At 72.4% G+C, this 24,054-nt stretch carries 22 protein-coding genes and 1 pseudogene; 17 read left to right on the forward strand and 6 right to left on the reverse strand.

Features of this window, described 5'->3' with window-relative positions:
- Positions 1 to 53: 53 nt before the first annotated feature.
- Both BLW82_RS03135 and BLW82_RS03140 read right to left on the reverse strand, forming a co-directional pair.
- On the reverse strand, positions 54 to 923 hold the full coding sequence (locus tag BLW82_RS03135; protein WP_093497356.1) for a dioxygenase family protein: 870 nt from the start codon (positions 921 to 923) through the stop codon (positions 54 to 56).
- Positions 916 to 2,049, reverse strand: a complete 1,134-nt coding sequence (locus BLW82_RS03140) for a maleylacetate reductase (protein WP_093497357.1) — start codon at positions 2,047 to 2,049, stop codon at positions 916 to 918. The genes BLW82_RS03135 and BLW82_RS03140 overlap by 8 nt, the downstream gene beginning before the upstream one ends.
- Positions 2,050 to 2,431: 382 nt before the next feature.
- Between BLW82_RS03140 and BLW82_RS03145 the strand changes: the two genes are divergently transcribed.
- The 13 genes from BLW82_RS03145 (at position 2,432) to BLW82_RS03195 (ending at position 16,367) form a co-directional block, all read left to right on the forward strand.
- On the forward strand, positions 2,432 to 3,031 hold the full coding sequence (locus BLW82_RS03145) for a cation diffusion facilitator family transporter (RefSeq protein WP_093507820.1): 600 nt from the start codon (positions 2,432 to 2,434) through the stop codon (positions 3,029 to 3,031).
- An 89-nt stretch (positions 3,032 to 3,120) separates the two neighbouring features.
- Positions 3,121 to 3,276, forward strand: a complete 156-nt coding sequence (locus BLW82_RS44195; protein WP_177232813.1) for a hypothetical protein — start codon at positions 3,121 to 3,123, stop codon at positions 3,274 to 3,276.
- Positions 3,277 to 3,340: 64 nt separating this feature from the next.
- Positions 3,341 to 3,490 (forward strand): hypothetical protein, encoded by a 150-nt coding sequence (locus BLW82_RS46160; RefSeq protein WP_371131285.1) that lies wholly within the window; start codon positions 3,341 to 3,343, stop codon positions 3,488 to 3,490.
- 90 nt (positions 3,491 to 3,580) lie between these two features.
- Entirely contained in the window at positions 3,581 to 4,144 is a 564-nt protein-coding gene (locus tag BLW82_RS03150) for a hypothetical protein (RefSeq protein ID WP_371131286.1), read from the forward strand.
- A 215-nt stretch (positions 4,145 to 4,359) separates the two neighbouring features.
- Positions 4,360 to 5,115 (forward strand): CoA transferase subunit A, encoded by a 756-nt coding sequence (locus BLW82_RS03155; RefSeq protein WP_093497358.1) that lies wholly within the window; start codon positions 4,360 to 4,362, stop codon positions 5,113 to 5,115.
- Entirely contained in the window at positions 5,115 to 5,759 is a 645-nt protein-coding gene (locus tag BLW82_RS03160) for a CoA transferase subunit B (RefSeq protein ID WP_093497359.1), read from the forward strand. Before BLW82_RS03155 ends, BLW82_RS03160 begins: the two co-directional genes overlap by 1 nt.
- The gene (locus tag BLW82_RS03165; protein ID WP_093497360.1) at positions 5,756 to 6,958 is read left to right on the forward strand and encodes a thiolase family protein; all 1,203 of its coding nucleotides are present in this window, start codon (positions 5,756 to 5,758) and stop codon (positions 6,956 to 6,958) included. Before BLW82_RS03160 ends, BLW82_RS03165 begins: the two co-directional genes overlap by 4 nt.
- A 101-nt stretch (positions 6,959 to 7,059) precedes the next feature.
- Positions 7,060 to 9,237, forward strand: coding sequence for a SpoIIE family protein phosphatase (locus tag BLW82_RS03170; RefSeq protein ID WP_256215615.1), 2,178 nt, complete (start codon positions 7,060 to 7,062; stop codon positions 9,235 to 9,237).
- A 77-nt stretch (positions 9,238 to 9,314) separates the two neighbouring features.
- Positions 9,315 to 10,007: a TetR/AcrR family transcriptional regulator gene (locus tag BLW82_RS03175; protein WP_218162347.1), complete on the forward strand. Its 693-nt coding sequence runs from the start codon at positions 9,315 to 9,317 to the stop codon at positions 10,005 to 10,007.
- Positions 10,004 to 10,759, forward strand: coding sequence for an SDR family NAD(P)-dependent oxidoreductase (locus tag BLW82_RS03180; RefSeq protein WP_093497362.1), 756 nt, complete (start codon positions 10,004 to 10,006; stop codon positions 10,757 to 10,759). Before BLW82_RS03175 ends, BLW82_RS03180 begins: the two co-directional genes overlap by 4 nt.
- Before the next feature lie 59 nt (positions 10,760 to 10,818).
- Positions 10,819 to 11,697, forward strand: coding sequence for an ABC transporter substrate-binding protein (locus BLW82_RS03185; protein WP_093497363.1), 879 nt, complete (start codon positions 10,819 to 10,821; stop codon positions 11,695 to 11,697).
- Positions 11,698 to 11,892: 195 nt separating this feature from the next.
- Positions 11,893 to 14,628 (forward strand): multifunctional oxoglutarate decarboxylase/oxoglutarate dehydrogenase thiamine pyrophosphate-binding subunit/dihydrolipoyllysine-residue succinyltransferase subunit, encoded by a 2,736-nt coding sequence (locus BLW82_RS03190; RefSeq protein WP_093507822.1) that lies wholly within the window; start codon positions 11,893 to 11,895, stop codon positions 14,626 to 14,628.
- 206 nt (positions 14,629 to 14,834) lie between these two features.
- Positions 14,835 to 16,367: an SLAC1 family transporter gene (locus BLW82_RS03195; protein ID WP_093497364.1), complete on the forward strand. Its 1,533-nt coding sequence runs from the start codon at positions 14,835 to 14,837 to the stop codon at positions 16,365 to 16,367.
- A 156-nt stretch (positions 16,368 to 16,523) separates the two neighbouring features.
- Here the strand turns inward: BLW82_RS03195 and BLW82_RS03200 are convergent.
- A pseudogene (locus BLW82_RS03200) lies at positions 16,524 to 17,840 on the reverse strand (TDT family transporter); the annotation flags it as partial.
- A 184-nt stretch (positions 17,841 to 18,024) separates the two neighbouring features.
- On the opposite strand from BLW82_RS03200, the gene BLW82_RS03205 reads away from it, so the two are divergent.
- The 3 genes from BLW82_RS03205 to BLW82_RS03215 all read left to right on the forward strand — a co-directional run bounded on the left by BLW82_RS03205 (position 18,025) and on the right by BLW82_RS03215 (position 20,668).
- On the forward strand, positions 18,025 to 19,029 hold the full coding sequence (locus BLW82_RS03205) for a GlxA family transcriptional regulator (RefSeq protein WP_177232814.1): 1,005 nt from the start codon (positions 18,025 to 18,027) through the stop codon (positions 19,027 to 19,029).
- A gap of 372 nt (positions 19,030 to 19,401) precedes the next feature.
- Positions 19,402 to 20,130, forward strand: coding sequence for a DNA-3-methyladenine glycosylase (locus BLW82_RS03210; RefSeq protein WP_352094294.1), 729 nt, complete (start codon positions 19,402 to 19,404; stop codon positions 20,128 to 20,130).
- An 82-nt stretch (positions 20,131 to 20,212) separates the two neighbouring features.
- A complete protein-coding gene (locus BLW82_RS03215; RefSeq protein WP_093497367.1) occupies positions 20,213 to 20,668 on the forward strand; it encodes a DUF6884 domain-containing protein in 456 nt (151 codons plus the stop codon).
- 81 nt (positions 20,669 to 20,749) lie between these two features.
- On the opposite strand, the gene BLW82_RS03220 is transcribed toward BLW82_RS03215, so the two are convergent.
- From BLW82_RS03220 to BLW82_RS03230, 3 genes are all read right to left on the reverse strand, one after another.
- A complete protein-coding gene (locus BLW82_RS03220) occupies positions 20,750 to 21,928 on the reverse strand; it encodes an acyl-CoA dehydrogenase family protein (protein WP_093497368.1) in 1,179 nt (392 codons plus the stop codon).
- A 207-nt stretch (positions 21,929 to 22,135) separates the two neighbouring features.
- The gene (locus BLW82_RS03225; RefSeq protein ID WP_093497369.1) at positions 22,136 to 22,516 is read right to left on the reverse strand and encodes a four-helix bundle copper-binding protein; all 381 of its coding nucleotides are present in this window, start codon (positions 22,514 to 22,516) and stop codon (positions 22,136 to 22,138) included.
- 57 nt (positions 22,517 to 22,573) lie between these two features.
- Positions 22,574 to 23,017, reverse strand: a complete 444-nt coding sequence (locus BLW82_RS03230; protein ID WP_093497370.1) for a universal stress protein — start codon at positions 23,015 to 23,017, stop codon at positions 22,574 to 22,576.
- A gap of 325 nt (positions 23,018 to 23,342) precedes the next feature.
- On the opposite strand from BLW82_RS03230, the gene BLW82_RS03235 reads away from it, so the two are divergent.
- Positions 23,343 to 23,939, forward strand: a complete 597-nt coding sequence (locus BLW82_RS03235; protein ID WP_093497371.1) for a CBS domain-containing protein — start codon at positions 23,343 to 23,345, stop codon at positions 23,937 to 23,939.
- Positions 23,940 to 24,054: the final 115 nt, after the last annotated feature.

The following is a 24,054-nucleotide window of genomic DNA, read 5'->3' on the forward strand; positions in this document are numbered from 1 at the left end:
ACGCCGGTCGTCCGCACGGACGAGCGGCTCTCGTCGTGGTGGCGCGGTGGGGGTCAGCCCGTGACGTGGGGTTCGAGGACGAAGGTGCGGCGCAGCAGGGTGTACGGCGCCTCGGTCGCTCCGCCGCGGGGGCCGGTGCCGGCCGCGTACGTGTCGTAGCGCTCGACCAGGGACTCCCTGACGCCGAAGACCGGATCGGTGTCGAGGTAGGGGTCGTCCGAGGGGAACAGCATGGTGGTCACGCGCTGGAACCCCGGAGCCTCGATCAGCAGGTGCACATGGGCGGGACGCATCAGCGACCTGCCGGTCGCACTCATGAGTTCGCCGACCGGGCCGTCGCCGGGTATCGGGTAGCTGGACGGGCGGATGGAACGGAAGCCGAAGTGCCCGGCGTCGTCGGTACGGAACAGCGCGCGCATGGCCGGCTCGTCCAGACCGGGTACCTCCATGTCGTAGTGGCCGTCCGAGTCGCTGTGCCAGACGTCCACCGCCGCGTCGGCCACCGGTGCCCCGTCGTGGTCCACGACCAGTCCCTCGAAGAACAGCGGGGTACCGGGCAGCCCGCCGGAGATGTCGGCGGATGCGGCCTGCTGGGGCCTGTCCTCCCTGAAGTACGGGCCCAGCACGCTGTTCTCCGTGGCCTCGCCGGAGCGTCGGTTGGTCAGGTTGTCGACCAGCATGGTGACGCCTAGCACGTCGGACAGCAGGATGAACTCCTGCCGTGTTGGGGTGCACGTCTGCCCGGTGCGCGTCAGGAAGTCCACTGCCCGGGCCCACTCGTCCTCCGTCAGGCCGACGTCGCGGACGAAAGCGTGCAGGTGCCGCACCACTGACTCCAGGATCTCGGCCACGCGGGGGTCCTTGGTCTCCCGCATGGCCGAGATCACGGCCTCGGTGATGGTGTCGCTGGTCAGATCACGCATGACGCGCTCCCGTGATGGTTGAGTTGTGGGTCGCGGACTCGCTCGGGCGAGGTCCGTCGCCGGGTGGGGTGCGCGGCCGCCGCCCTGCCCAGGCATCGGTCAGGAGGGCGTGCACCGAGGCCCGTTCGACCGGCCGCGGGTTCCAGTAGCCGTCGCGCACGATGAGTTCGGCCGCCTGCTCGATGCCCGACTCCGGCATGCCGAGGTCCCGCAGTGCCCCGGGGGCGCCGAGCCGTCGCGCGAAGTCGAAGAGACCGCTCGCCGCGTCGGGCGCCGACAGCGCACCCGCGATGCGTGCCATGGCCTCGGGGGCCGCCGCCGCGTTGTGGGCGACCACGTGCGGCAGGACGACCGCGTGGGTCTCGGCGTGCGCGAGCCCGAACGTGCCGCCCAGCACATGGCACACCTTGTGGTGCAGGGCCATGCCCACCGTGCCCAGGCACGTGCCCGCCAGCCACGCCCCGTACAGGGCATCGGCCCGCGCCTCGCCGTCGTCCGGACGCTGCGCGACGACCGGGAGGGACCGGGTGAGGGATTCGAGCGCCTCACCGGCCATCAGGAAGGCGAGCGGATCCCGGTCCTGTGCGTAGAGGGCCTCCACGGCGTGCGCCATCGCGTTGATGCCGCTGACCACCGACGCCGCCGCGGGAAACGTGAGCGTCAGGTCGACGTCGTAGACCACGGTCCTCGGCAGCACTTGCGGCAGCCGGCGGGTCGTCTTCCGGTGCCCCTCGGTCTCGCCGAGGATCGGTGTCATCTCCGAGCCGGCGTAGGTGGTGGGCAGCGCCAGCTGCGGCATCCCGGTCCGCAGGGCGATCGCCTTGCCGAGGCCGATGGTCGAGCCACCGCCGACGGCGAGGACCGAGTCCGCTCCCACCGTCCGGGCATAGGCGACCGCGTTCTCCGTGACCTCGACGGGAGTGTGCGGAGCGGCTTCCGTGAAGGTGCCCACCGCGGCCCCGCCCAGGACGTCGTGCACCTCCGCCGCCTGGCCCACCTGACCGGGTGCGCTCAGGACGAGCACCCGACGGCATCCGAGAGCGTCGGCCTCCTCGGGGATACGGCTGCGCGTACCGCTGCCGAAGACCACCTTGGTGATCTGCCCCCGATGCACGAATGTCTTCATGAATTTCCCCAGTCCCGCCGTCTGCGTGGAAGCAAGACTCTCGGCGGCCCGGACGACCGGGGTCAACGGAATCCGCTGGGGATAACCGGTGCCGGCGGTGAAATACCTTGTTCGTGGGACTGGCTCCGCGCCCGGGGCCTCCGGCTCTCGACGGACATCACTCGTCTGCGCGATGCGGTGGGTGTCCACGGGCTGGACCGTGGATCCGGACCTCTGTCAGGCGGATGTGCCGGTCGAGGTCACCGGAACGGCGTCCGACGGGTCCGCACTCACGAGCGACGAGGGTTCAGGCCAAGGGGTGCCGAACCGGGAATACAAGGGTCAGCAGCACACGGAGCGCCTCGCCATCGGCAGCTGCGGAGGGCTCAGGGAGACTCGTGCCGTGACCACCACCGATGATGTCGCCCGCCAGACCCTGCTCTGCCGCGGCTTTGCCCTGGAGTACGCCACCCTCGCCTGGAATGTGATCGGCATCGTGGTGCTCGCCGTAGCCGCGATCACGGCCAGGTCGGTGGCCCTGGCCGGGTTCGGCCTCGACTCCCTGATCGAGATCGGGGCCTCCACCGCGGTCATCTGGGAGCTGTCAGGAAGCGGTGAGGGCCGGCAGAGGCGGGCGCTGAAGCTGATCGGGATCGGCTTCGCCCTCCTCGCCGCCTATCTCCTGGTCCAGTCGACGTGGGTGCTGGCCGCCGGCTTCCGCCCGCACCACTCGCCCCTGGGTATCGCCTGGACCGCCATCACCGCAGCGTTGATGTTCACCCTCGCGGCGGGCAAGGCCCGCACCGGGGCCGCGTTGGACAACCCAGTGCTGAGGGCCGAGGGCCGGGTCACCCTGATCGATGGCTTGCTCGCAGCTGCCGTCCTGGCCGGCCTCGCCCTCAACTCACTTGCCGGCTGGTGGTGGGCGGACCCGCTCGCCGGCTACGTCCTCGTGTACTACGCGATCCGCGAGGTGAAGGAGATTTTCTTCGGCAAGCACTGACCGGGCTGCGCGCTGTCGATTCTCGTGAACATCGAACACCTCACGGCCAGGGTGCCTCCCGATTCGGTGAACAAGTGCTGCCCGTTCCCGTGACCAAAGCCACCCGCGGGACGGCGGACCTCATGTTCCCCTGGCCGGTCGTGACGGAGTTCCTGCAACGCACCGATGGGGTGGTGTCACCCGGCACCGAGGACGTACATGTCGACCTGGATGCCCAACTGATGCGTCTTCTCGCCGAGCACTGACCCACACCCACGATCGATCGATCGATCATCGATCGCAGCGATCACGGGACAGGAGCCCACGCTGTTGACCGTGCTGTCGCCGATCTTCGCTCTGCTCGCGGCGGCAACCAACGCACTGGGGACCGTGATGCAGCGCCGGGCCGCCACCGTTGTCCCGCAGTCCAGCGGTCTGCGCACCGGCCTGATGTGGGACCTGCTGCGCACACCGGTCTGACTGCTCGGCACAGGTGGGGTCACCCTCTCGGCGATCTTCCAGGGCGCCGCGCTGGCCACCGGCGCCCTGGCGGTCGTACAGCCGCTCTTCATGATGCAGTTGCCATTCGTGCTGCTGCTCGCGAGCATCGTCTTCGGGCGCCCGTCGCCCCGGGCCGGCTGGGTGCCCGTCGGCAGCATCGGGGGCGGCCTGGGCCTGGCGTTGTTCGCGGCCGCGCCGACCGGTGGCACTCCCGGGATCCCCGCGGCTCGGTGGACAGCGGCGCTGACCTGCTGCCTGCTCGCCGTGGTGGTGCTGTGCAGCGTCGCGGTCAGGCTGACCGACGGCGCGGCGCGCGCCGCGTGCATGGGCCTGGCCGCCGCCGTCTCCTACTCCCTCACTGCCGCGCTCACGAAGTCCTCGACCGCCGCCCTCGGCCGCCGGGATATGGGTGCCTTCCTGCTGGAGAACGCCATGCAACCCGGACCGCTGGTCGCCTCCCAGCCTGCCCTGACCCTCGGGGACACACCGGTGAGTGTGGCGCTCGGCGTCACCCTCTACGGGGAAAGGCTGCGTGGTGGCTGGTGGCTGACCCTCCAGGTGTTCGGGCTCGCGCTGGTGGCGTACGGAGTCGCCCGTCTGTCACCTCGGCATCTCGTTCTCGCAGGAACGTGAAATACCCGATTCAGGCGAGAGCGGCCGACAGCACAGCACTTGAATCGCTGCCAATATCGCCGATCTGCGGGATGGCCGAGCGCGCCGTGGCATCGGACCGTGGAACCAGGTCTCAGTGGACGGCCCGGCAGGCTGAATGCACATCGGGCGGACATGTCGGCGGCGTAAAACACTACGCCACAGAATTCACGCGAGTATCTGGAGATCCGAAAAGCATGGGGAAATTGGTCAGTACGGCCCTGGAGGCCGTGACGGATGTGCCGGATGGAGCATCGTTGGCCGTGGGCGGGTTCGGATTGAGTGGTGTGCCGAACGTGCTGATCCAGGCCCTGTTCGAGCGGGGGGTCGGCGGGCTGTCTGTCGTCTCGAACAACTGCGGGGCAATGGATTCGGGCCTGGCGGTACTGCTCTCGGCGGGCCGGATCGGACGGGTGACAGGATCGTACGTCGGGGCCAACAAGGAGTTCGCGCGGCAGTACCTGGCCGGTGAGCTGGAGGTGGAGCTGATCCCACAGGGCACGCTCGCCGAACGGCTGCGCGCCGGCGGCGCGGGCATCCCCGCCTTTTACACCCCGGCGGGGGTGGGCACGCAGGTCGCCGAGGGCGGGCTGCCCTGGCGCTACGACGGCTCCGGCGGGGTCGCACTGGCCTCTCCGGCCAAGGAGGTGCGGGTCTTCGACGGCACCGAGTACGTGCTCGAGCGCGGCATCCGCACCGACTTCGCGCTGGTGCGGGCAGCGCAGGGCGACCGGCACGGAAACCTGGTGTTCAGCAAGTCCGCCCGCAACTTCAACCCCCTCGCGGCCATGGCCGGCAGGCTCACGATCGCGGAGGTGGAGGAGCTGGTCGAGCCCGGCGAGATCGATCCGGACGCCGTGCACCTGCCCGGCATCTTCGTCCAGCGGGTGTTGGCCCTCACCCCGCAGCAGGCGGCGGACAAGAAGATCGAGCGGCGGACGGTGACCAGCTGATGGCCTGGACTCGTGAGGAGATGGCCGCCCGCTCCGCGCGTGAGCTGCGCGACGGCCAGTACGTCAATCTCGGCATCGGCCTGCCCACGCTGATCCCGACCTACCTGCCGCCAGGGGTGGAGGTGATCCTCGAGTCGGAGAACGGCATCCTGGGCACCGGCCCCTACCCGGGTGCGGACGAGGTCGACCCGGACCTGATCAACGCCGGCAAGGAGACCGTCACGGTCCTGCCCGGCGCCTCCTTCTTCGACTCCGCACTGTCCTTCGCGATGATCCGCGGCGGCCACATCGACGTCGCGGTGCTGGGTGCCATGCAGGTCTCCGAGCAGGGGGACCTGGCGAACTGGGCGATCCCCGGAAAGATGATCACGGGGATCGGCGGTGCGATGGACCTGGTCCACGGCGCCCGCACGGTCATCGTCGTCATGACGCACACTGCCAAGGACGGCTCGCCGAAGATCCGCACCGAGTGCACGCTGCCGCTGACCGGGAAGCACTGCGTGAACCGGATCATCACTGATCTCGGTGTCCTCGACGTCACCGACGAGGGGCTTGTGCTGGTCGAGTGCGCACCTTCCGTCGACGTCGAGGAGATCACCGCCAAGACCGACGCCAAGCTGACCGTCACGGAGGGCCTGCTGTGAACCCCGTCTACATCGTCGACGCCGTGCGCACGCCGATCGGGCGCTACAACGGCGGCCTGGCCTCGGTGCGCCCCGACGACCTGGCTGCCCACGCCATCCGCGAACTCCTCTCCCGCATACCCCAGTTGGACCCTGCGCGCATCGAGGACGTGTACCTCGGCAACGCCAACGGCGCCGGCGAGGAGAACCGCGACGTGGCCCGCATGGCCGCCCTGCTCGCCGGCCTGCCCACCAGCGTGCCCGGGGCGACGGTCAACCGGCTGTGCGCCTCCGGACTCGAAGCCGTCATCCAGGCCGCCCGCGCCATCGCTGTCGGCGACGCCTCCGTCACCATCGCCGGCGGCGTGGAGTCCATGACCCGCGCCCCCTACGTCCTGCCCAAGAACGACAGGCCGTTCCCGGCGCCCCACGCCGAGCTGTACTCCACCACGCTGGGCTGGCGCATGGTGAACCCGGCGATGAACCCGCAATGGACCATCCCTCTCGGGGAGTCGGCCGAGCTGATCGCCGAGAAGCACAAGATCGGCCGTGAGCAGCAGGACGAGTTCGCCCTGCACAGCCACCAGAAGGCCGCAGCCGCCCAGGAGCAGGGCCTGTTCGACTCCGAGTTGGTGCCCGTCCCGGTCCCGCAGCGCACCGGCGACCCCCAGCTGTTCGCGGCCGACGAGTGCGTACGCCCGAACGCCTCCCTCGCGGCGATGGCAAGGCTCAAGCCGTCCTTCCGTACCGAGCAGGGCACGGTCACCGCGGGCAACGCCTCCCCCCTCAACGACGGCGCCGCCGCCCTGCTGCTGGCCGACGCGGAGGGTGTGAAGGCCATCGGCCGCGAGCCGCTGGCACGCGTCTGCGCGACCGGAGTCTCCGCGATCGACCCCGACTACTTCGGCCTCGCCCCCGTCGAGGCCGTCGACCGGGCCCTGGCCAAGGCCGCCCGGACCTTCGCCGACCTCGACGTACTGGAGCTGAACGAGGCCTTCGCTGCCCAGGTCCTCGGCTGCCTCGCCGAATGGCCGGAGTTCGACCCGGCGATCCTCAACCCGCAGGGCGGCGCCATCGCGCTCGGCCACCCCCTCGGCGCCTCCGGCGCCCGCCTCGCCGGCACCGTCGCCCACCAGCTCGCCCGCCGCGGCTCCGGCACGGGCGTCGCCACCCTCTGCATCGGCGTGGGCCAGGGCCTCGCCCTCGTCCTCGAACGCTGACACGAGCGGGGCGAGCAGATCGCCAGGGGGAACAGCCTCCGGGACGGGAATCGGCAGCGGCCTCCGCGCGGGGTCGGCGGGTGCGGACGTACGGTACTGGTATGTGCGCCATGCGGGAAGGCGGCGCGGCGCAGCCCGACGGGCACCGCTCCCCTTCACCCACCGCCGGGTCACTGCGCCGGGCCGAGCTGGACCGGCTGCTGGAGCTCGCCGTGCGCGACACGGGCGTGCACGCGGGAGCGGTCTTCCTGCCGGCGTCCGACGGGCAGACCCTGCGGCTGGAGGTGACCGCAGGCATCCCGGCGGAGTATCTCGCGCCCTGGTTCGGGGTCCCGCTGGCGAGCCGCTTTCCCGTGACCGACGCGGTGCGCGAGCGGCGGCTCGTCTGGCTCGGCGACCCGGAAGAGCTCGCCCGTCGCTATCCCCGCACGGCGATCGCCCTGCCCTACCACCATGCGGTGGCCGCGGCACCGCTCCTCACCGGAACCACGGTCTGGGGCGCACTGCTGCTGTTCTGGCCCGGCGCCGGCGCCACCAGTACCGACGGCCCGAGCCCTGAACGGGTCCGTGCCTCCGGTCGGCGTCTGGCGCGGTTCCTGCGCGACGCCGCCGACACCGGCCACGCCGTCGGCCCGGGACCCACACCCCGCACCCTGGTGCAGCCGCCCGCCGGCAAGCGAGGGCCGGCCGAGGCGCTCGCCGCGGCCGACCTCGTCGAGCGGCTGCCCTGGGGCAGTTGCTCCCTCGACCTCCAGGGCAGGTTCACCTACGTCAGCGCCACCGCCGCCGCCCTCCTGGGCGCGAGCAGCCCCGACGATCTGATCGGCACGCGTCCGTGGCAGTCCTTGCCCTGGTGCGCCGACCCGGCCTTCGAGGACCACTTCCGCGCCACCGTGGTCAGCCGGAAGCCCGGCTACTACACCGCCATGCACCCGCCGGACCAGTGGCTCGCGTTCGAGCTCTATCCCGACGGCTCGGGGGTGAGCGTCCGCATATCGCCGACCGGTCCGGGCGGGGACTCGCAGCCGGGGCCCACCATGACGGAGACGTTCCAGGGCGAGCCGATCCGCTTGGGCGAGATCTACCGGGTGCTGCACCTGGCCGCCGCCCTGTCGGAAACCGTGGGCGTCTCAGACGTGGTCGATCTGGTCACCGAGGAGATGCTGCCGGCGTTCGGAGCCCGGACCGTCGCCCTGCTCGCGGCCGAGGACGGCAGAATGCGGGTCATCGGCCGCAGCGGCTACAACCCCTCGCTGCTCGAACACTTCGACGGCGTGCCGCTGACCCACCCGGCACCCGCGGTCCAGGTCCTCGCCACCGGCGTGCCCAGCTTCTTCGCCTCCTTCGACGAGCTGTCCCGGGCCTACCCGCCCGCCCCGCACCAGAAGGGTCTGCATGCCTGGGCGTTTCTGCCGCTGATCGCCTCCGGGCGTCCGGTGGGCTCGTGCGTGTTCGCCTTCGACCAGCCCCACCCCTTTCCCGACCAGCAGCGGGTCGTCTTCATCGCGCTCGCGGGACTGATCGCGCAGGCGCTGGAACGGGCCCGCCTGTACGACACCAGCAACGAACTCGCCAAGACCCTGCAGGCGGCCCTGCTCCCCGACTCGCTGCCCGACCTTCCTGGACTGGATGTGGCGGCCCGCTATCTGCCCAGCGTCCGCGGCATGGACATCGGCGGCGACTTCTACGACCTGGTCCGGGTCGACGACACCACCGCAGCCGCGGTCATCGGCGACGTCCAGGGCCACAACGTCACCGCCGCCGCGCTCATGGGCCGGGTGCGCCCCGCCATCCGCTCCCACGCCGCCTCGGGGGCCACGCCGTCACAGGCCCTCGCGCAGGCCAACCGCCAGCTGGTCGCCATGGACCCGGGCCGCTTCGTCAGTTGCCTCTACGCCCACCTCGACCTCGCCCGCCACCGGGCCGTCCTCGCCACCGCCGGTCATCCTCCGCCCGTTGTGCGTCACCCGGACGGCCACGCCGAGGTCCTTCCGCTCCGACCCGGCGTGCTACTCGGCATCGACCCCGACGCGGACTACCCCCCCACCGAGATCCCGCTGACCCCCGGCACCCTCCTCGCCCTGTACACCGACGGCCTCGTCGAGACTCCCGGGGTCGACATGGACGACGCCATGTCCGGGCTCGCCACCCAGCTCGCCCGGGCCTCGACCCAGCCCATGGACCGGCTCGCCACGGCCCTGATCGACCACGCACGGCAGACCGCGCCCCGGACGGACGACATCGCCCTGCTGCTCATCGGGCTCGCCACCGCCGGGTAGCGCCCCCGGCCAGACCTCGCCGGCAGGCACTTGGGACGTACGGCATGCCTTGACAGCCCAAGAGACGGAGGGCAACGATGGGAACTATGGAAACTAATCCAGTTTCTCAAGTTTCCGCCAGTGACGAGCGGCGTGCGGACGTGATCGTGGAGGCGGCCGGCCGGCTGTTCTTCGGGGCGGGTTTCGCGCGGGCGAGCATGGACGATCTCGCTCGTGAGCTCGGGATGAGCAAGAAGACGATCTACCGTCACTTCCCCGACAAGCGCAGCCTGCTGGCCACGGTGCTGGACCGCCAGTTCGCCGCGGTGGACCGCACGCTGGTGGCGGCGACCGAGGACGCAGCAGGGCAGCCGTTCGCTGTGCGGGTGCAGCGGTTCCTGATCGCGGCGGGCAGCGAGCTCGGGCGGATCGGTGCACCTCAGCTGGCGACGGGGCGGGGCGGCGACGCGATGCTGCGCCAGTACGTGGAGCAGCGGGTGGACGCGGTGGTCTACCGGCGGCTCGACGACCTGTTCCTGGAGGGGCACCGGCAGGGCCTGCTGCATGCGCCGCCCGAACTGCTGAGCGAGATCACCCGCGGTGCGCTGGAGCGTCTGCTCACCTCACGGTTGCCGCACGAACTGGACTGGACCGCCGCCGATCTGCTGCGGGTGACCGTCGACACCGTGCTGCACGGAGCGATCCGCCCCGAAGCCCGGGGCGCCGACGACGAACAACCCCGGGCCGTCATCCCGACGGCCCGCGACGACGATCAGGAGGTGACCCCATGACCGGGACGACCGGCAGGGTGGCGTTGGTGACCGGGGCCAGCAGCGGGATCGGCGCGGCGACGGCGCGGGTTCTGGCCGCGCGCGGCATGCGCGTGGCGGTCAACTACCTCAGCAACGACAAGGCGGCCGAGGAGGTCGTGGCCGACATCGAGGCCGCGGGCGGGCAGGCCATGGCCGTGCAGGCCGACGTGCGCGAGGAGGCGGCCGTCGAGCGGATGGTGGGACAGGTCCGAGCGGCTTGGGACGGCGTCGACGTGCTCGTGCACAACGCGCTCATCCCGTACGCGGTCAAGTCGTTCGAGGACATGACCTGGGAGGAGCTGGGCGGCAAGCTCGACGCCGAGATGCACGCGGCGTTCGCCGTCACCAAGGCCGTCCTGCCGGTCATGACCGGGCGCGGTGGCGGACGCCTCGTCTACATCGGCACCGGACTCAGCCGCCGACCGCGGGCGGGCATGATCGCGCTGGGCGTCTCCAAGGCCGCCATGGAACAGTTCGCCCGGTACCTCGCCCAGGAACTCGGCCCGCAGGGCATCACGGTCAACGTCGTCTCACCCGGCCCGGTGGAGTCCCGCACGGCCGACGCCGTCCTCGACGACGCGACGAGGCAGCGGCAGGTGGCCGCCACCCCCCTGGGCCGCCTCGCCCACCCGGCCGACGTCGCCCAGGCGGTCGCCTTCTACGCCGCCGAGGAGAACTCCTTCATGACCGGCACCACGGCCGCGGTCAACGGCGGTATGGCCATGTACTGAGGCCCCCGCCGACCGTCGTCCCCACGGCCACACCCTTAAACGATCAAGGAAAAACGTTCATGCACACGATCGACCTTGCCTACGTCGGACGAGGCCTGCACGAGGAGCTGGCGGCCTACATCGCCGACCAGCAGGACTTCTACACCGACGAAGGCGTCCACGTCGCGCTGCGCGACGGCTGCACCTGGGACGACGAGCGGCTGCGCCGCTGCGCCACCATCGGACTGGGCCGGGCACTGCTGTCACGGCTGGCCAACGGCACCCCGTGGGTCGCGCTCAGCGTCAACACCCATCGCCCGCTGTTCTGGTTCCTGGCCCGTCCCGGCCTGACGTCCCTGTCCGACCTCGCCGGCCGACGGCTGGCCGTCCACGCCCCGCACACCGCGCCCGGCGTGTTCGCCCGGATCGTGCTGCAAAAGGCCGGCCTCGACCCGGACCGTGACCTGCAGACGGTCGTCCGCTCTCCCGGCGACTACGGCATGGACCTGCGCCACCTCGCCGACGGCAGCATCGACGCCGCCTACGTCGGCAGCACCATGGCACCGGAGGCGGTGGCCGCAGAGCACGGCTGGAACGTGCTGGCCTGGGTCGGCGACCACTTCCGGATCCCCACCGTGGGCGTGGCCGTCGACCCGACCTTCATCTCACCGGACGCCCCCGCGGTCCAGGCCGTCGTACGCGCCCACCGGCGCGCCCTCCGGGTGATCCACGACGACCCCGACACCACGGTGCGGCACATGCAGACGTTCCTCGGCGGACAGACCGCGCAGGAGGCCCGGGCCCACTACGACACGTTCATCGCGCCGTACTTCACCACGGACGGCCAGGCCGACCTCACCGTCGGCGACGAGGCGATCGCCGCGGTCGCCGCCGAGCGCGGGCTGGCCGCCGGCGTCACCGCGGCCGAGTTCTACCGCACCGGGACGACCACGCCGTAGGCGCCGGGACCGCCGGGACCCTGCGGACCGATGTCCGAACATGAGGCAGTTGCGTCATATCAGCCCCTCTGTCACGACCTTCCCGGCGTCCTAGCGTTGCCGGTGCGACGTGGCCGAGGAGATCGTTCCAGATCGGATCCGGTCGGCCAGGTCAACTCCGAATGAGGAAAGAAGGCGTTCTTCGCTGTGGAGTCGATGTCACGCACCGGCCGACCGGTGCCCCAGGTCCTGGAATTCGGGCTCAACGCATGGGTCGTGGACGAACAGTGGCGGCAGTACCTGCACGACCCCGCCTCGGTGGATCAGACGTGGCGGGATTTCTTCGCCGCCCCGGCCACCCTGCCGGCCCAGCAGGTACGCACCGCCACGGCGCACCGCCCCGACGACGGGGACGAGGCGGCGGTCAGGGCGGTGCGGGTCGCGGCGCTCATCCACGCGTACCGGGTACGCGGCCACCTGGTGGCCGACACCGACCCGCTCACGCCACGGCCGGCCGCCGGGCATCCGGAGCTGGACATCGCGGCATTCGGGCTGCGCGACGAGGACCTGGCCGAGGAGTTCGCCGTCGACGGATTCGCCGGGCACGCCACGATGCGCCTGGGGGACGTGCTGGACGCCCTGCGGGAGTCCTACTGCCGCATGGTCGGCTTCGAGTACATGCACATCCAGGACGCCCGCGAACGCCGCTGGATCCAGCAGCGGGCCGAAAGCCCACAGCACCGGCCGGACCGGGCCGAACAACTGCAGATCCTCTACCGGCTGGGGGCGGCGGAGGCCTTCGAGACGTTCCTGCAGACCAAGTACGTGGGCCACAAGCGCTATTCGCTGGAGGGCGGCGAGTCGGCGATCGTGCTGCTCGACGCCCTGCTGCGGCGCGCGATCAAGGACGGCGTGCGGGAAGCCGTCATCGGTATGGCGCACCGCGGCCGGCTCAACGTGCTGGCCAACATCGTCGGCAAGTCCTACGCGCAGCTCTTCCACGAGTTCGAGGACGCCGTGGACATCCGGTCGGTGCAGGGATCGGGGGACGTGAAGTACCACCTGGGTGCGGAGGGCACCTACCAGGCCCTCGACGGCGGCACGATCGCCGTCTCGGTCGTGGCGAACCCCTCGCACCTGGAGATCGTGGGACCGGTGGCCCAGGGGGTGGTGCGCGCCAAGCAGGACAGGGCCGCGGACCAGGACGGTCCCTTCCCCGTGCTGCCGGTCGCCGTCCACGGCGACGCGGCCTTCGCCGGCCAGGGCGTGGTCGCCGAGACCCTGAACATGTCGCAACTGCCGGGCTACCGCACGGGCGGGACGGTCCACGTGGTCGTCAACAACCAGGTCGGCTTCACCACGCTGCCCGCCAACGGCCGCTCGGGCACCTACGCCACCGATGTGGCACGGATGGTCGAGGCGCCGATCCTCCACGTCAACGGCGACGACCCGGAGGCCGTCGACCGCGTCGCACGGCTGGCCTTCGACTACCGCCGGACGTTCCACAAGGACGTCGTGGTCGATCTGATCTGCTACCGGCGCCACGGGCACAGCGAGGTCGACGACCCGTCCATCACCCAGCCCGTGATGTACGACCGCATCGACGCCAGGGCCTCGGTGCGCACGCTGTACGCCGAGACCCTGGTCCGCCGCGGGGACATCGGCGAACGGCAGGTGGAGGGCGCCCGCCGCAACTACCGGGATCACCTGGACCGGGCCTTCGCCGAGACCCGGGCGCTGCCCGCTCCCGCACCGGCCGGGGACCTTCCCGGCACCGGAGCCGGACCGGCGGCCGTCCTGGGCACGGGGACCGCGATCGAGGAGGCGACGGCCCGGCGGGTGATCGCCTCGCAGACCGGCCTGCCCCCGGGCTTCACCGTGCACCCGCGGGTCCTGCCGCAGCTGCGCCGGCGTGCGGAGATGCTCGACACCGGCACGGTCGACTGGGCCACCGCGGAGACCCTGGCGATCGGTTCCCTGCTGCTGGAGGGCGTCCCGGTGCGGCTGGCCGGGCAGGACTCGCGGCGCGGCACCTTCGGCCAGCGCCACGCCGTTCTGACCGACCGGCGCACCGGCGCGGAGCACACCCCGCTGGGCTCCCTCGGCCCGCAGGCGGCGAGCTTCTCACCGTACGACTCGATGCTGTCCGAACTGGCGGCGCTTGCTTTCGAGTACGGCTACGCGCAGGCCCGTCCCGAAGCCCTGGTGCTGTGGGAGGCCCAGTTCGGCGACTTCGCCAACGGCGCGCAGACGGTCGTCGACGAGTACATCGCGTCGTCCGAGCAGAAGTGGGGCCAGCGGTCCGCGGTGACGCTGCTGCTGCCCCACGGGCTGGAGGGCCAGGGCCCGGACCACTCCTCCGCCCGGGTCGAACGGTTCCTGCAACTGTGCGCCCAGGACAACATGACCGTGGCCATGCCCTCCCTGCCCGGCAACTACTTCCATCTGCTCAGGCGGCAGGCGCTGGACGGCCGCAGGCCGCTGGTGGTCTTCACCCCGAAGTCGATGCTGCGCTCGAAGGCGGCCGTCTCCGCCCTGCCCGAGTTCACCCAGGGCGGCTTCCGTCCGGTCCTGCCGGACGCCACGACGGACCCGGCCCTGGTCAGGCGCGTGCTGCTGTGCTCGGGCAAGGTCTTCTACGACCTCGACTCGCACCGGCACACCGCGGGCTCGGCCGACACGGCGATCGTCCGCGTGGAGCGCCTCTACCCGTTCCCCGACGAGGAGCTCAGCGCGGAACTCGCCCGCTTCCCCGCGGCCGCGGAGGTGCGGTGGGTGCAGGAGGAGCCGGAGAACCAGGGCGCGTGGTCGTTCGTCGCGCCGCGTCTGCACCGGCTGACCCGGCGCCCCGTGGAGTGCGTGGCCCGGCCCGAAGCCCCCGCGCCCGCGGTCGGCTCGGCCCGCCGGCACGCCGTGGAGCAGAAGACCCTCGTGACGTCGGCCTTCCGGTGACCGGCCGCAGGCACGGTGCGGGGCCCGGGCCGCCGGAGGTGACGACGGCCCGGGCCCCGTCGTCGGCGTCCTGCTGATCGCAGTCCGCACAGGCGCCCCAGCCGCTCCCGGCTTCCCGGCCGCCGGCCACCCTCGGCGGCCGAAAGGCAACGACATTCGCATCCCAGTAAAATGCTGCTGCCGCGAGAGCGGCCGGAGGACGGATCATGGCCAGGATCACCTGCCGCAGGATCGACGAGCAGCCGCCGGACGCGGACGGCGAGGTCGGCGAGCGCGTGCTGGTCGACCGGGTCTGGCCGGAGGGCGTGCGCCGGCAGGTCGCGCCGTTCGACGAGTGGCTGCGGGAGGTCGCACCCTCCGTCGAACTGCAGCGCTGGTACGGCCACAACCCCGGGCAGTTCGGGGAGTTCCGCCGCCGCTACCTCACCGAGCTGGGCGATCAGCGCCACCGGTACGCGGCCGCCCGGCTCCGGGACCTGGCCGAACGCCACAGCCTCACCCTGGTGACCGCAAGCCGGGACGTGGAGCACGGTCATGGCTCGGTCCTGGCCGAATGGCTCACCCGGCCCGGCCCTCCCGACGAGCCGCGTCCGGCTGCCGACCCTGCCCCGCCCGCCCCAACCACTCCCGGTCCGCCGCCGCCCCGGCACCGCGCCCCCCTGTCCGACGCGGTGGCCGGCCTCAACCCGGGCGCGCTCGCGTTCGTCATGGGCACCGGCATCGTCTCCACGGCCCTGTACGTCAACGGCGCCGGCGCCTTCTCCGCCGTACTGCTGTGGGTGGCCCTGGCGGGTTTCGTGCTCCTGGTGCCCGCGTACGGCTGGCGGCTGCTGCGCCGGCGCGAGCGGTTCGTCGCCGATCTCCTCGGACCGCGTGCCTTCGCGTTCCTCACCCTCTCGATCTCAGCGAACGTGCTGGCCGCACGCTTCGTGCCGGACGGCCACACGGCGGTCGCCGGGGCGTTCCTGGCGTTCGGGACGCTGGGGTGGGTGGTGCTGGACTACGGCGTCCCGCTCGCGCTCGTCACCTCCCTGAGGCGGGGCCCCTCGCTCGACCAGGTGAACGGCACGTGGTTCCTGTGGGCGGTGGGGTCGGAGTCGGTCGCGGTCGCGGCGGCCTCGCTGGCCCGGGTGACCCCGGGACACGCACTGGCCGTCCTGGCGGTGGTGTGCTGGGCCGTCGGCCTGGTGCAGTACCTGCTGACCGCCGGGCTGGTCCTGGCCCGGCTGCTGGTCCGGCCGGTGCAGCCGGAAGGCCTCATGACGTCCGTGTGGATCTTCATGGGCGCGGCGGCGATCGCCGTGCTCGCCGGAGTCCGGCTGATCGCCCTGCCGCCCGGCAGCACCATGCTGTCGCGCCCGTTCGTCACCGGGACGGCCGTCGTCCTGTGGGCCTTCTCCAGCTGGCTGATCCCGCTCCTACTGGCACTGGGTGTCTGGCGGCACGGACTGCGCCGTGTCCCGCTGCGGTACGAGCTCGGCTGGTGGAACCTCGTCTTCCCGGTCGGCATGTACGCGGTCACCACGCACGAGCTCGGACGCGCCACCGGGACCCCGTGGCTGACCGGCGCGGGCCGTTGGGAGGTCTGGATCGCCGCCGTGTTCTGGGCCGTCGTGTTCGCCGCCATGGTCGTCGCCAGGCTCCGGGCCCGCCCCATGGCCACACGCGGATCCGCGGGTACGGGCCGGACCGGCCCGCCGCGGCGCACGGCCCCGGCGACGCCCGAAGCGCGGCCGTAGGCACGGGTGCCCGCTGCGTCCGTGCCGCGCGGAGCGGTGGCCGGCTCCTGTCATCGGTGGGCGCCGGTCACGCTGCCCGACGGCGTGGCGCAGGGAGTGCCAGGCGACCACCGCCCAGGCGGCGACGAGCAGGGCGTACAGGACGACGGCGACGCAGACGAACAACTGCGAGCCGGTGCGGGCGGCGAGGGCGCTGGTGCCGGTGACGCAGGCACCGAGGGGGAAGATGAAGGACCACCAGGTCGGCGCGAAGGGCAGCCCTCTGCGGATCTCCCGTACGGTCAGCGCCGTGGCCAGCACCAGCCACAGCAGGGCGAAGCCCCAGATCCCGAGGCCGCCCAGCAGCGCCGCGACCGCGCTCCCGCGCGCGTACGGGGCGGGCAGTGCGCTCGGCGCCGCGGTGGCCAGCGACGACAGTGCCGTCACCGCCTGGTCCAGCGCCCCCACGCCGATCCACACCGTGGGCACCACCGCACCAACGGGCGCTTCGTGGTGCACCAGGCGGCTGTAGACCATGGCCAGCACCAGCAGGACCGCGACCAGTCCGAGTCCGAGCATCGCGTAGCAGCCCAGCAGCAGGGCCAGCCGCACCTGGCCGGCCGCCGCCCGCGGGACGAGCAGCGCACCCGTCGCGGCGGAGACCAACGGCGGCACCACCGGCAGCAGCCAGCCACCGAACGCCGCGTCCGGCGTGAAACGGTGCCGCGTGACCATCAGGTACGGAACCGTGCAGGCGGTGGCCAGGCCCAGCACCGTACCGGCCGACCACAGCACCCAGTCCGCGTCGACCGCCGCACGCTCTCCGACCAGCCGCCGGCCGAGCAGCAGCGTCCCGGCCCCGACGACGAGCAGCGCCATCGGCGGCGCACCGAAGAACTGCGCCAGCGCCGGATCTCCGGCATGCGCCCGCAGCCTCCGCTGCCCGGCATAGACGCCGACGAGCACGATCAGCAGCAGCGCGGTCCCGGCCCAGACCACCGTGGCGGCGGCGTCGAGCCCGGGGAAACCGCGCGGCAGGGTGGCGGCCGCGACCGCGACGATCCCGCTGCCCATGACCGCCGCGAACCAGCCGGGACCGAGTCCGCCCCGCTGCCGGTCGTCCGCCTCGTGCGGCTGGTCACGTACCTGCGCGGACGATCCCGGGGCCGGCCCGATCCGGGAGGGGACTGCTTGACTGGGACTGTGGGGCGGTGTCACGGCTCGGAACGCCTTCTCTTCTCGTGTCGGATGCGTCGCCGCCCTCGGCCGGCGACGCAGACCGGCCGGATCGCAGCCGACAGCCCTCGGGCCGCCACGGAGACCGGCGGCCTGTTGGCGCCCCGACGCTACGGACGAACGCGGCTCCGGCCACACCACCGCACGCGCCACGACGCCCTCACACCAGGACATCGGGCACCGGGCAGGCCGTGCGGCCCACCGGCCGGACGCCCCGATGTCCTGATCCGAGCGTGTCGTGGCCATCGGTGCGGCCATGACGTCACGGCGGGCGGCTGCTGAGAGCGGGTGAGGCGCCGGCACCCGGCACCTCGGCACACGACGGGACGCGGCATCGTCCCGCACGGACGCCGACGACGCCCGCTACGGGCGCGGACGGGGCTTCGCCGGGCGGATGATGGTGTCTTCCGATGTGGGTCCCAGTCCGTCCGGGAGGCACACGATGAAGGACAGGCCGTCGGGCAGGAAACCGCTCCTGGTGACCGTGCTGGTCTTCCCCGGCGTACGGCTGCTCGACGTCACCGGCCCGATCGAGGTGTTCACGACGGCCAACGACTTCGGCGGCCGGTACCGCGTGCGCACGGTCTCCCCCGACGGCGCCGACGTGGTCACCGCGTCCGGCACCGGACTGCACGTCGACCTGGCTGCCGCGCGGGTGCAGGAGGCGAGCGACGTGGTGGTCGTCCCCGGTGGACCCGAGTGGCCCTCCCTCGTCAAGGACGACGCCCTGCTCGACGCCATCAGGGCGCTGGACGCACTCGGCTGCCGCACCGCGTCCATCTGCACCGGAGCCTTCCTCCTCGCCGCGGCCGGACTGCTCGACGGACGCAGGGCGACCACGCACTGGCGCTTCGCCGACCAGCTGGCCCTGCGCTATCCGCGGGTGACCGTGGAGGCGGACGCCCTGTTCGTGCGCGACGGCCACATCATGACCTCGGCCGGCGTCAGCGCGGGCATCGACCTCTCGCTCGCCCTGGTCGAGGAGCACCTCGGCGCCGACGTCGCCCGCGCCGTGGCCAAGGACATGGTCGTGTTCATGCAGCGGCCGGGCGGCCAGTCCCAGTTCAGTGTCCGCACCCACACGCCGCGTGCGAGGCAGGAAATGCTGCGCCGGGTCCTGGACACGGTCGCCGAGGACCCGTCCGCCCCGCACACCCTTGCCGCCATGGCGCGCCGGGCCGGCGTGAGCGCCCGCCACATGTCACGCCTGTTCCACGAGGAGATGAGCACGACCCCCGCCCGCTACGTCGAGCAGGTCCGCCTGGAAGCCGCCCGCGCGATGCTGGAGGAGGGTGACGACCCGATGGCCACGGTGGCCCGGCGCACCGGCTTCGGGTCACCCGAGTCGCTGCGCCGCGCCTTCACGCGCCACCTGGGCGTCACGCCGGGGGTCTACCGGGCACGCTTCCGGACCACCCACACCGCGGGCGACGGCACCCGCTCCTGACGACCCGGAGGTGCCCGGCGCGCACGGGACACCGCCGGGATCCGGCACGCCGGCCGGGCCGGCCGAGGCCGGCCAGGCCACTTCGACGGTCCGCCCCAGCATCCGCTCCACGGCCGGCCGGCCGGCGGCGCACGCACTCCCTGACGCCCACCGCGTACGCAAGGCGGGGAAGCGCCGCCCGGACGCCCGCCGCGTCGGTCCGTGATCGTCCGCGGCCGGCGCCTCCGGCGGCGCGCCGGTTGCCCCGTTGGCATGTCCGTATCCGAGTGTCCCGCGGCCGCTTCCGCGGCCATGGAGCGAGGCGAGGAGAGCGCTGGGGAGATGGGGGCGGCCGTGTCCGGCCGCCCCGGAATCCCGACAGGAGGCAGCGGTTTGACGCAGTATTGGACGGTCCCGGACACAGCCGGGACCGATCACGAGCAGCTGCGGGCGTTCGACGAACCGGAGGCCGCGCCGGCCGGCCGGTCGGCCCTGCCCGAGCGCTTCTTCGACCGGCCCGCCGTCGAGGTGGCTCCCGAACTGCTGGGGGCTCTGGTGATCTCGCGTTCGCAGCGCGGTGTGACGGCGGTGCGTGTCACCGAGGTGGAGGCGTACGAGGGCCCGGACGATCCTGCCTCGCACGCGTTCGGCGGCCCGAACCGGACCAACCGAGCGGAGTTCGGAGCCCCGGGCACCTTCTACGTGTACCGGACGCACGCGGTGCACCGGTGTTTGAACGCCGTCTGCGGGCCCGGCGGGCGTCCCGCCTCGGTGCTGCTCCGCGCCGGCACGGTGGTGGAGGGAGCGGACGCCGCCCGAGAACGCCGTGGGCCCGGGGTGCGGGCGCGCGATCTGGCCCGCGGCCCGGCCAACCTCGCCCGGGCGCTGGGCATCGCCGATCTGCGTCATGACGGGCGGCCGGCGTGCGACGGGACGGCGGAGCTGTTCCTCGCGGAGCCCGCCGGCGGTGTTCCGTCCGCGCGGATCGGCCGCGGGCCGCGGACGGGGGTGGGCGGTCCTGCCGCCTGGTACCCCTGGCGTTTCTGGGTGCTGGGCGAGCCGAGCGTCAGCCCCTACCGGCCGCACCCGGGGCCCCGCAGGCGGAGGACTGCGACGTGCTGACCCCACCGCCCGCGCGGCGCCCGCGGGAACGGGCGCACCCACCGGTACCGATCACATCGCAGCCACAGACAGGACGACAGACATGACCGCGAACGGCCGTCCCGACCACGTCGAACCACAACTCGTCGTCATTCCCTGCGGCAGCCGCAAACTGGGCTCGCCCGCGCCCGCGGCGGACATGTACACGGGCACCTACCACCGGGCATGCCGCAAGGCCGCCGACACTCTCCGCCCCGGCCTGCTGCTCATCCTCTCCGCACGCCACGGTCTCCTCGACCTCGATGACGTCATCGAGCCGTACGACACACCTCATGGCGCGGCCGACGCGGTGACCGCCCGGGTCCTGCTGGAGCAGGCGACCGCGCGTGACATCGTGGGCCTCGACCCCGTGGTGGCCCTCGGCGGTGCACGGCATGCCGGCCTCGTGCGCGCCGTCTGGCCGCACGCCCGCACGCCGTTGGCCGGCGCGCGCGGCATGGGCGAGCAGATGGCCAGGCTCGTGGCGATACGCGAGGGGCGGGGGCTGCCACCGGCATGACGGTTCGCGCGAAGGCGCATCGCGGCGGTCGGTCCCGGCCGCCCCCGGTGACGTGAGGACCGGCGTCAGCGGTCGCAGAGGCTAACGCCGTACCCGTGGCATCCCCAGTCCGATCCAGGAGATGATCTCCCGCTGGATCTCGTTGTTGCCGCCGCCGAAGGTGAAGATGACCGCCGAGCGGTAGCCGCGTTCCAGGTCGCCGTGGAGGACCGCGCCCGCCGAGCCCTCCTTGAGCGGACCTGCCGCGCCGGCCACCTCCATCAGCCAGGCGTAGGCGTCGCGCCGGGCCTCGGATCCGTAGACCTTGACGGCGGAGGCGTCGTGCGGGGTGAGGGTGCCTTCCTGGACGGCGCTCACCATCTGCCAGTTGAGGAGCTTCATGGCGTCCAGGCGGGTGTGGGTGCGGGCGAGGTTGCGCCGCACCCAGTGCAGGTCGACGACGCGGCGGCCGTCGGCGAGCTTGGTCTCCATGGCCCAGCGCTGAACGTCGTGCAGGGCGCGGATGGCCATGGTGCCGTGGGCCGCGAGGGTGACGCGCTCGTGGTTGAGCTGGTTGGTGATCAGCCGCCAGCCGCGGTTCTCCTCGCCCACCCGGCGGGAGACGGGGACGCGGATGTTCTCGTAGTAGCTGGCCGTGGTGTCGTGCGAGGCGAGCGTGTTGATGACGGTGCAGGAGTAGCCGGGGTCGGTGGTCGGCACCAGGAGCATGGTGATGCCCTTGTGCGGCGGGGCTCCGGGGTCCGTGCGGGTGGCGAGCCAGACCCAGTCGGCGGTGTCGCCGTTGGTGGTCCAGATCTTCTGCCCGTTGACGACGTACTCGTCGCCGTCGCGGACGGCCCGGGTCTTCAGGGCGGCCAGGTCGGTGCCGGCGTCGGGTTCGCTGTAGCCGATGGCGAAGTCGATCTCGCCGGAGAGGATGCGGGGCAGGAAGTACGACTTCTGCTCGTCGGTGCCGTACTGCATGATCGTCGGGCCGACGGTGTTCAGCGCCATGAGCGGGAGCGGTACGCCGGCCTGGGCGGCCTCGTCGAAGAAGATGAACTGCTCCATCGCGGTCAGGCCGCGGCCGCCGTACTCCTTCGGCCAGCCCACGCCGAGCCAGCCGTCGGTGCCCAGGCGGCGGACGGTCTCCCGGTAGAAGCGTTTCTGCGCGGCCGGGTCGGCGTAGCGGGCGTACGCGTTCTCCGGCACCAGGCCGGCGAAGTAGGCGCGCAGTTCGGTGCGCAGCCGCTGCTGCTCGGGCGTGTGGTCGAGGTGCACGGCGCCTCCAGGCTCCCCAAGGGCGGTCCTGACGGCGCACACCGTAGAACGTGTTTCAGAAATTGGGAATGGCGGCGGCCGTGGCCGGCGGGGCGCGCCGGCCCGGCCCCGCCCGAGCGGAGCATGTCCAAGGAGCCGACCGGCGGGTCCTTGGTTGCCTGCCGCCGGACGCCACCCAGGTGCCGGTGCCGCCCTCTCCGGAACCCGTCAGCCGAGCGCCGCCAGGAAGTCCGTGCAGGCCACGGCGCACGCCCGGCAGGCGGCCGCGCTCGCCTCGGCACCCGGCCGGGCGTCGAAGGCCCCCGCGCAGTCGAGGCAGACCGAGCGGCACCACTCCAGCTGGACGCGCACACCGTCCTCGTCCCGGCCGGTCTCCTCGGTCAGTGCCCGGCAGGTGGCGTCGCACACCTCGGCGCACATGATGCCGGTGCGGCGCAACCGGTCCGCCTCGGCGTCGGCGGTCCCGCCGGGACCCAGTACTCCCGCACGCAGCGCGCACATCCGGGCACACTCCGTGCAGGCCTGCGCGCACGCGAACCGGTCTTCCAGGAACCGGTACAGGTCCTGCTGAGAAGACGTCCAAGTCATGCGGCCCGGGTAACCAGCACGCGGCGCGGGCAAACGCCGCGGGCCACCGGCCGCCGCTCAGTCGCGACCCGCGCGGACGATCACGACCGGGCAGGTGGCGTGCTGGGACACCTGCTGGCTGACGGAGCCGAGCAGCGCGCGGGCGAACCCGCCGCGGCCGCGGCTTCCGACGACGAGTGCCTCGGCGCCCTCCGCGGCCCGCAGCAGGACGTCGGTGGTGTTGCCGTGCACCAGGTGGGTGCGGACCGAGCCCGCCGCGTCCGCGCCGAGCACGTCGGTCAGCTCCTGCCGCATCCGGTCCCGGGCCTCTTCCGCTTCTAGCTCCATGTCCACGGCGGGTGCCGACCACCCGTACAGTCCCGGCAGCTCCCACACGGCGACCGCCTCGACGACACCGCCGACGAAGCCGGCGTACCGCAACGCCCAGCGCAGGGCCGCGTACGAGGACGGCGATCCGTCGACGCCGACCACGACCCGCCGCTCGGTGACATCCCCGTCCATGCGCTCCACCTCTCCTCGGGCTCTCGTCGGGCGTCCGGCAGGCCCTTCCTCCACGCTCCGCGACGGACGGCCGCCCCGCCAGAGAAGTGCGGCCGGCGGCATGACGCGGTCCGTTCGCCGCCGTGCGGGTGCGGGGGCGGTGAATTCGGACCGGTGAGCCCTGGTGGCGTGGACGTTCCCGTGGTGTGCTGGAGGTGACGGGAAGGACCCCCAGTGGCGCGGGGAAGCGGCCGGCCACGGCCGCGCACCGCGCAATCAGGATCCGCGAGAAGCGGATGGCGTCCTTCCCGCCCTCTCGTGGTCGGCGGGATCCCAGGAGGCGACCATGCACGACAGCCCGCACACCGTCGGCGACGTGATGACCCCCGACCCTGTGGCCGTGGACCGCGACGCCCCGTTCAAGGACGTCGTCTCGCTGATGGACCGGTGGAAGGTGAGCACCCTGCCCGTGCTGGAGGGCGGCGGCCGGGTGGTCGGCGTCGTGTCCGAGGCCGACCTGGCCAGGGCCCGCGCGGTGACCGCCGGGGAACTGATGAACGCGCCGGCGGTGACCGTGCACGCCGACGCCACCGTGGCGGAGGCGGCCCGGGTCATGGCCCGGCGCGGGGTCAAGCGGCTGCCCGTCGTCGACGGTACGGGCGTCCTGACCGGCATCGTCAGTCGTGCGGACCTGCTGAAGGTGTTCCTGCGTGCGGACGAGGAACTGACCGAGGAGGTGCGCCGGGAGGTCGTCGACCGCCTGTTCCCGCTCTCCGCCGACCACATCAGGGTCGAGGTCGCCGAGGGCGTGGTCACCCTGACGGGCTGGATCGACAGCCCGGAACCGGCACCGGTCGCCGAACGGCTGACCCGCGCCGTGGAAGGCGTGGTCGACGTCCACTGCCACCTCTGCCCGGTCTCGGTACGCGACGATCCGCACTGACGACAGGCAGACTCGCCCTCTGGCCCTATGACCCTCTGACAGCCCCCTGGCCCTATGGCACCCGGCCCCGGCGCCGTCATGCCGTCACCCACAGTGCACGGCCGGCTACCGATTA

Source organism: Streptomyces sp. Ag109_O5-10 (assembly GCF_900105755.1).
Taxonomy (GTDB): Bacteria; Actinomycetota; Actinomycetes; order Streptomycetales; family Streptomycetaceae; genus Streptomyces.

Bases quoted from the DNA above. Each gene is read 5' to 3' on its own strand.
- BLW82_RS03135 (WP_093497356.1), bottom strand. From the start codon at position 923: ATGCGTGATCTGACCAGCGACACCATCACCGAGGCCGTGATCTCGGCC.
- BLW82_RS03140 (WP_093497357.1), bottom strand. From the start codon at position 2,049: ATGAAGACATTCGTGCATCGGGGGCAGATCACCAAGGTGGTCTTCGGC.
- BLW82_RS03150 (WP_371131286.1), top strand. From the start codon at position 3,581: ATGATGCAGTTGCCATTCGTGCTGCTGCTCGCGAGCATCGTCTTCGGG.
- BLW82_RS03155 (WP_093497358.1), top strand. From the start codon at position 4,360: ATGGGGAAATTGGTCAGTACGGCCCTGGAGGCCGTGACGGATGTGCCG.
- BLW82_RS03160 (WP_093497359.1), top strand. From the start codon at position 5,115: ATGGCCTGGACTCGTGAGGAGATGGCCGCCCGCTCCGCGCGTGAGCTG.
- BLW82_RS03170 (WP_256215615.1), top strand. From the start codon at position 7,060: ATGTGCGCCATGCGGGAAGGCGGCGCGGCGCAGCCCGACGGGCACCGC.
- BLW82_RS03175 (WP_218162347.1), top strand. From the start codon at position 9,315: ATGGGAACTATGGAAACTAATCCAGTTTCTCAAGTTTCCGCCAGTGAC.
- BLW82_RS03180 (WP_093497362.1), top strand. From the start codon at position 10,004: ATGACCGGGACGACCGGCAGGGTGGCGTTGGTGACCGGGGCCAGCAGC.
- BLW82_RS03185 (WP_093497363.1), top strand. From the start codon at position 10,819: ATGCACACGATCGACCTTGCCTACGTCGGACGAGGCCTGCACGAGGAG.
- BLW82_RS03190 (WP_093507822.1), top strand. From the start codon at position 11,893: ATGTCACGCACCGGCCGACCGGTGCCCCAGGTCCTGGAATTCGGGCTC.
- BLW82_RS03195 (WP_093497364.1), top strand. From the start codon at position 14,835: ATGGCCAGGATCACCTGCCGCAGGATCGACGAGCAGCCGCCGGACGCG.
- BLW82_RS03205 (WP_177232814.1), top strand. From the start codon at position 18,025: ATGAAGGACAGGCCGTCGGGCAGGAAACCGCTCCTGGTGACCGTGCTG.
- BLW82_RS03215 (WP_093497367.1), top strand. From the start codon at position 20,213: ATGACCGCGAACGGCCGTCCCGACCACGTCGAACCACAACTCGTCGTC.
- BLW82_RS03225 (WP_093497369.1), bottom strand. From the start codon at position 22,516: ATGACTTGGACGTCTTCTCAGCAGGACCTGTACCGGTTCCTGGAAGAC.
- BLW82_RS03230 (WP_093497370.1), bottom strand. From the start codon at position 23,017: ATGGACGGGGATGTCACCGAGCGGCGGGTCGTGGTCGGCGTCGACGGA.
- BLW82_RS03235 (WP_093497371.1), top strand. From the start codon at position 23,343: ATGCACGACAGCCCGCACACCGTCGGCGACGTGATGACCCCCGACCCT.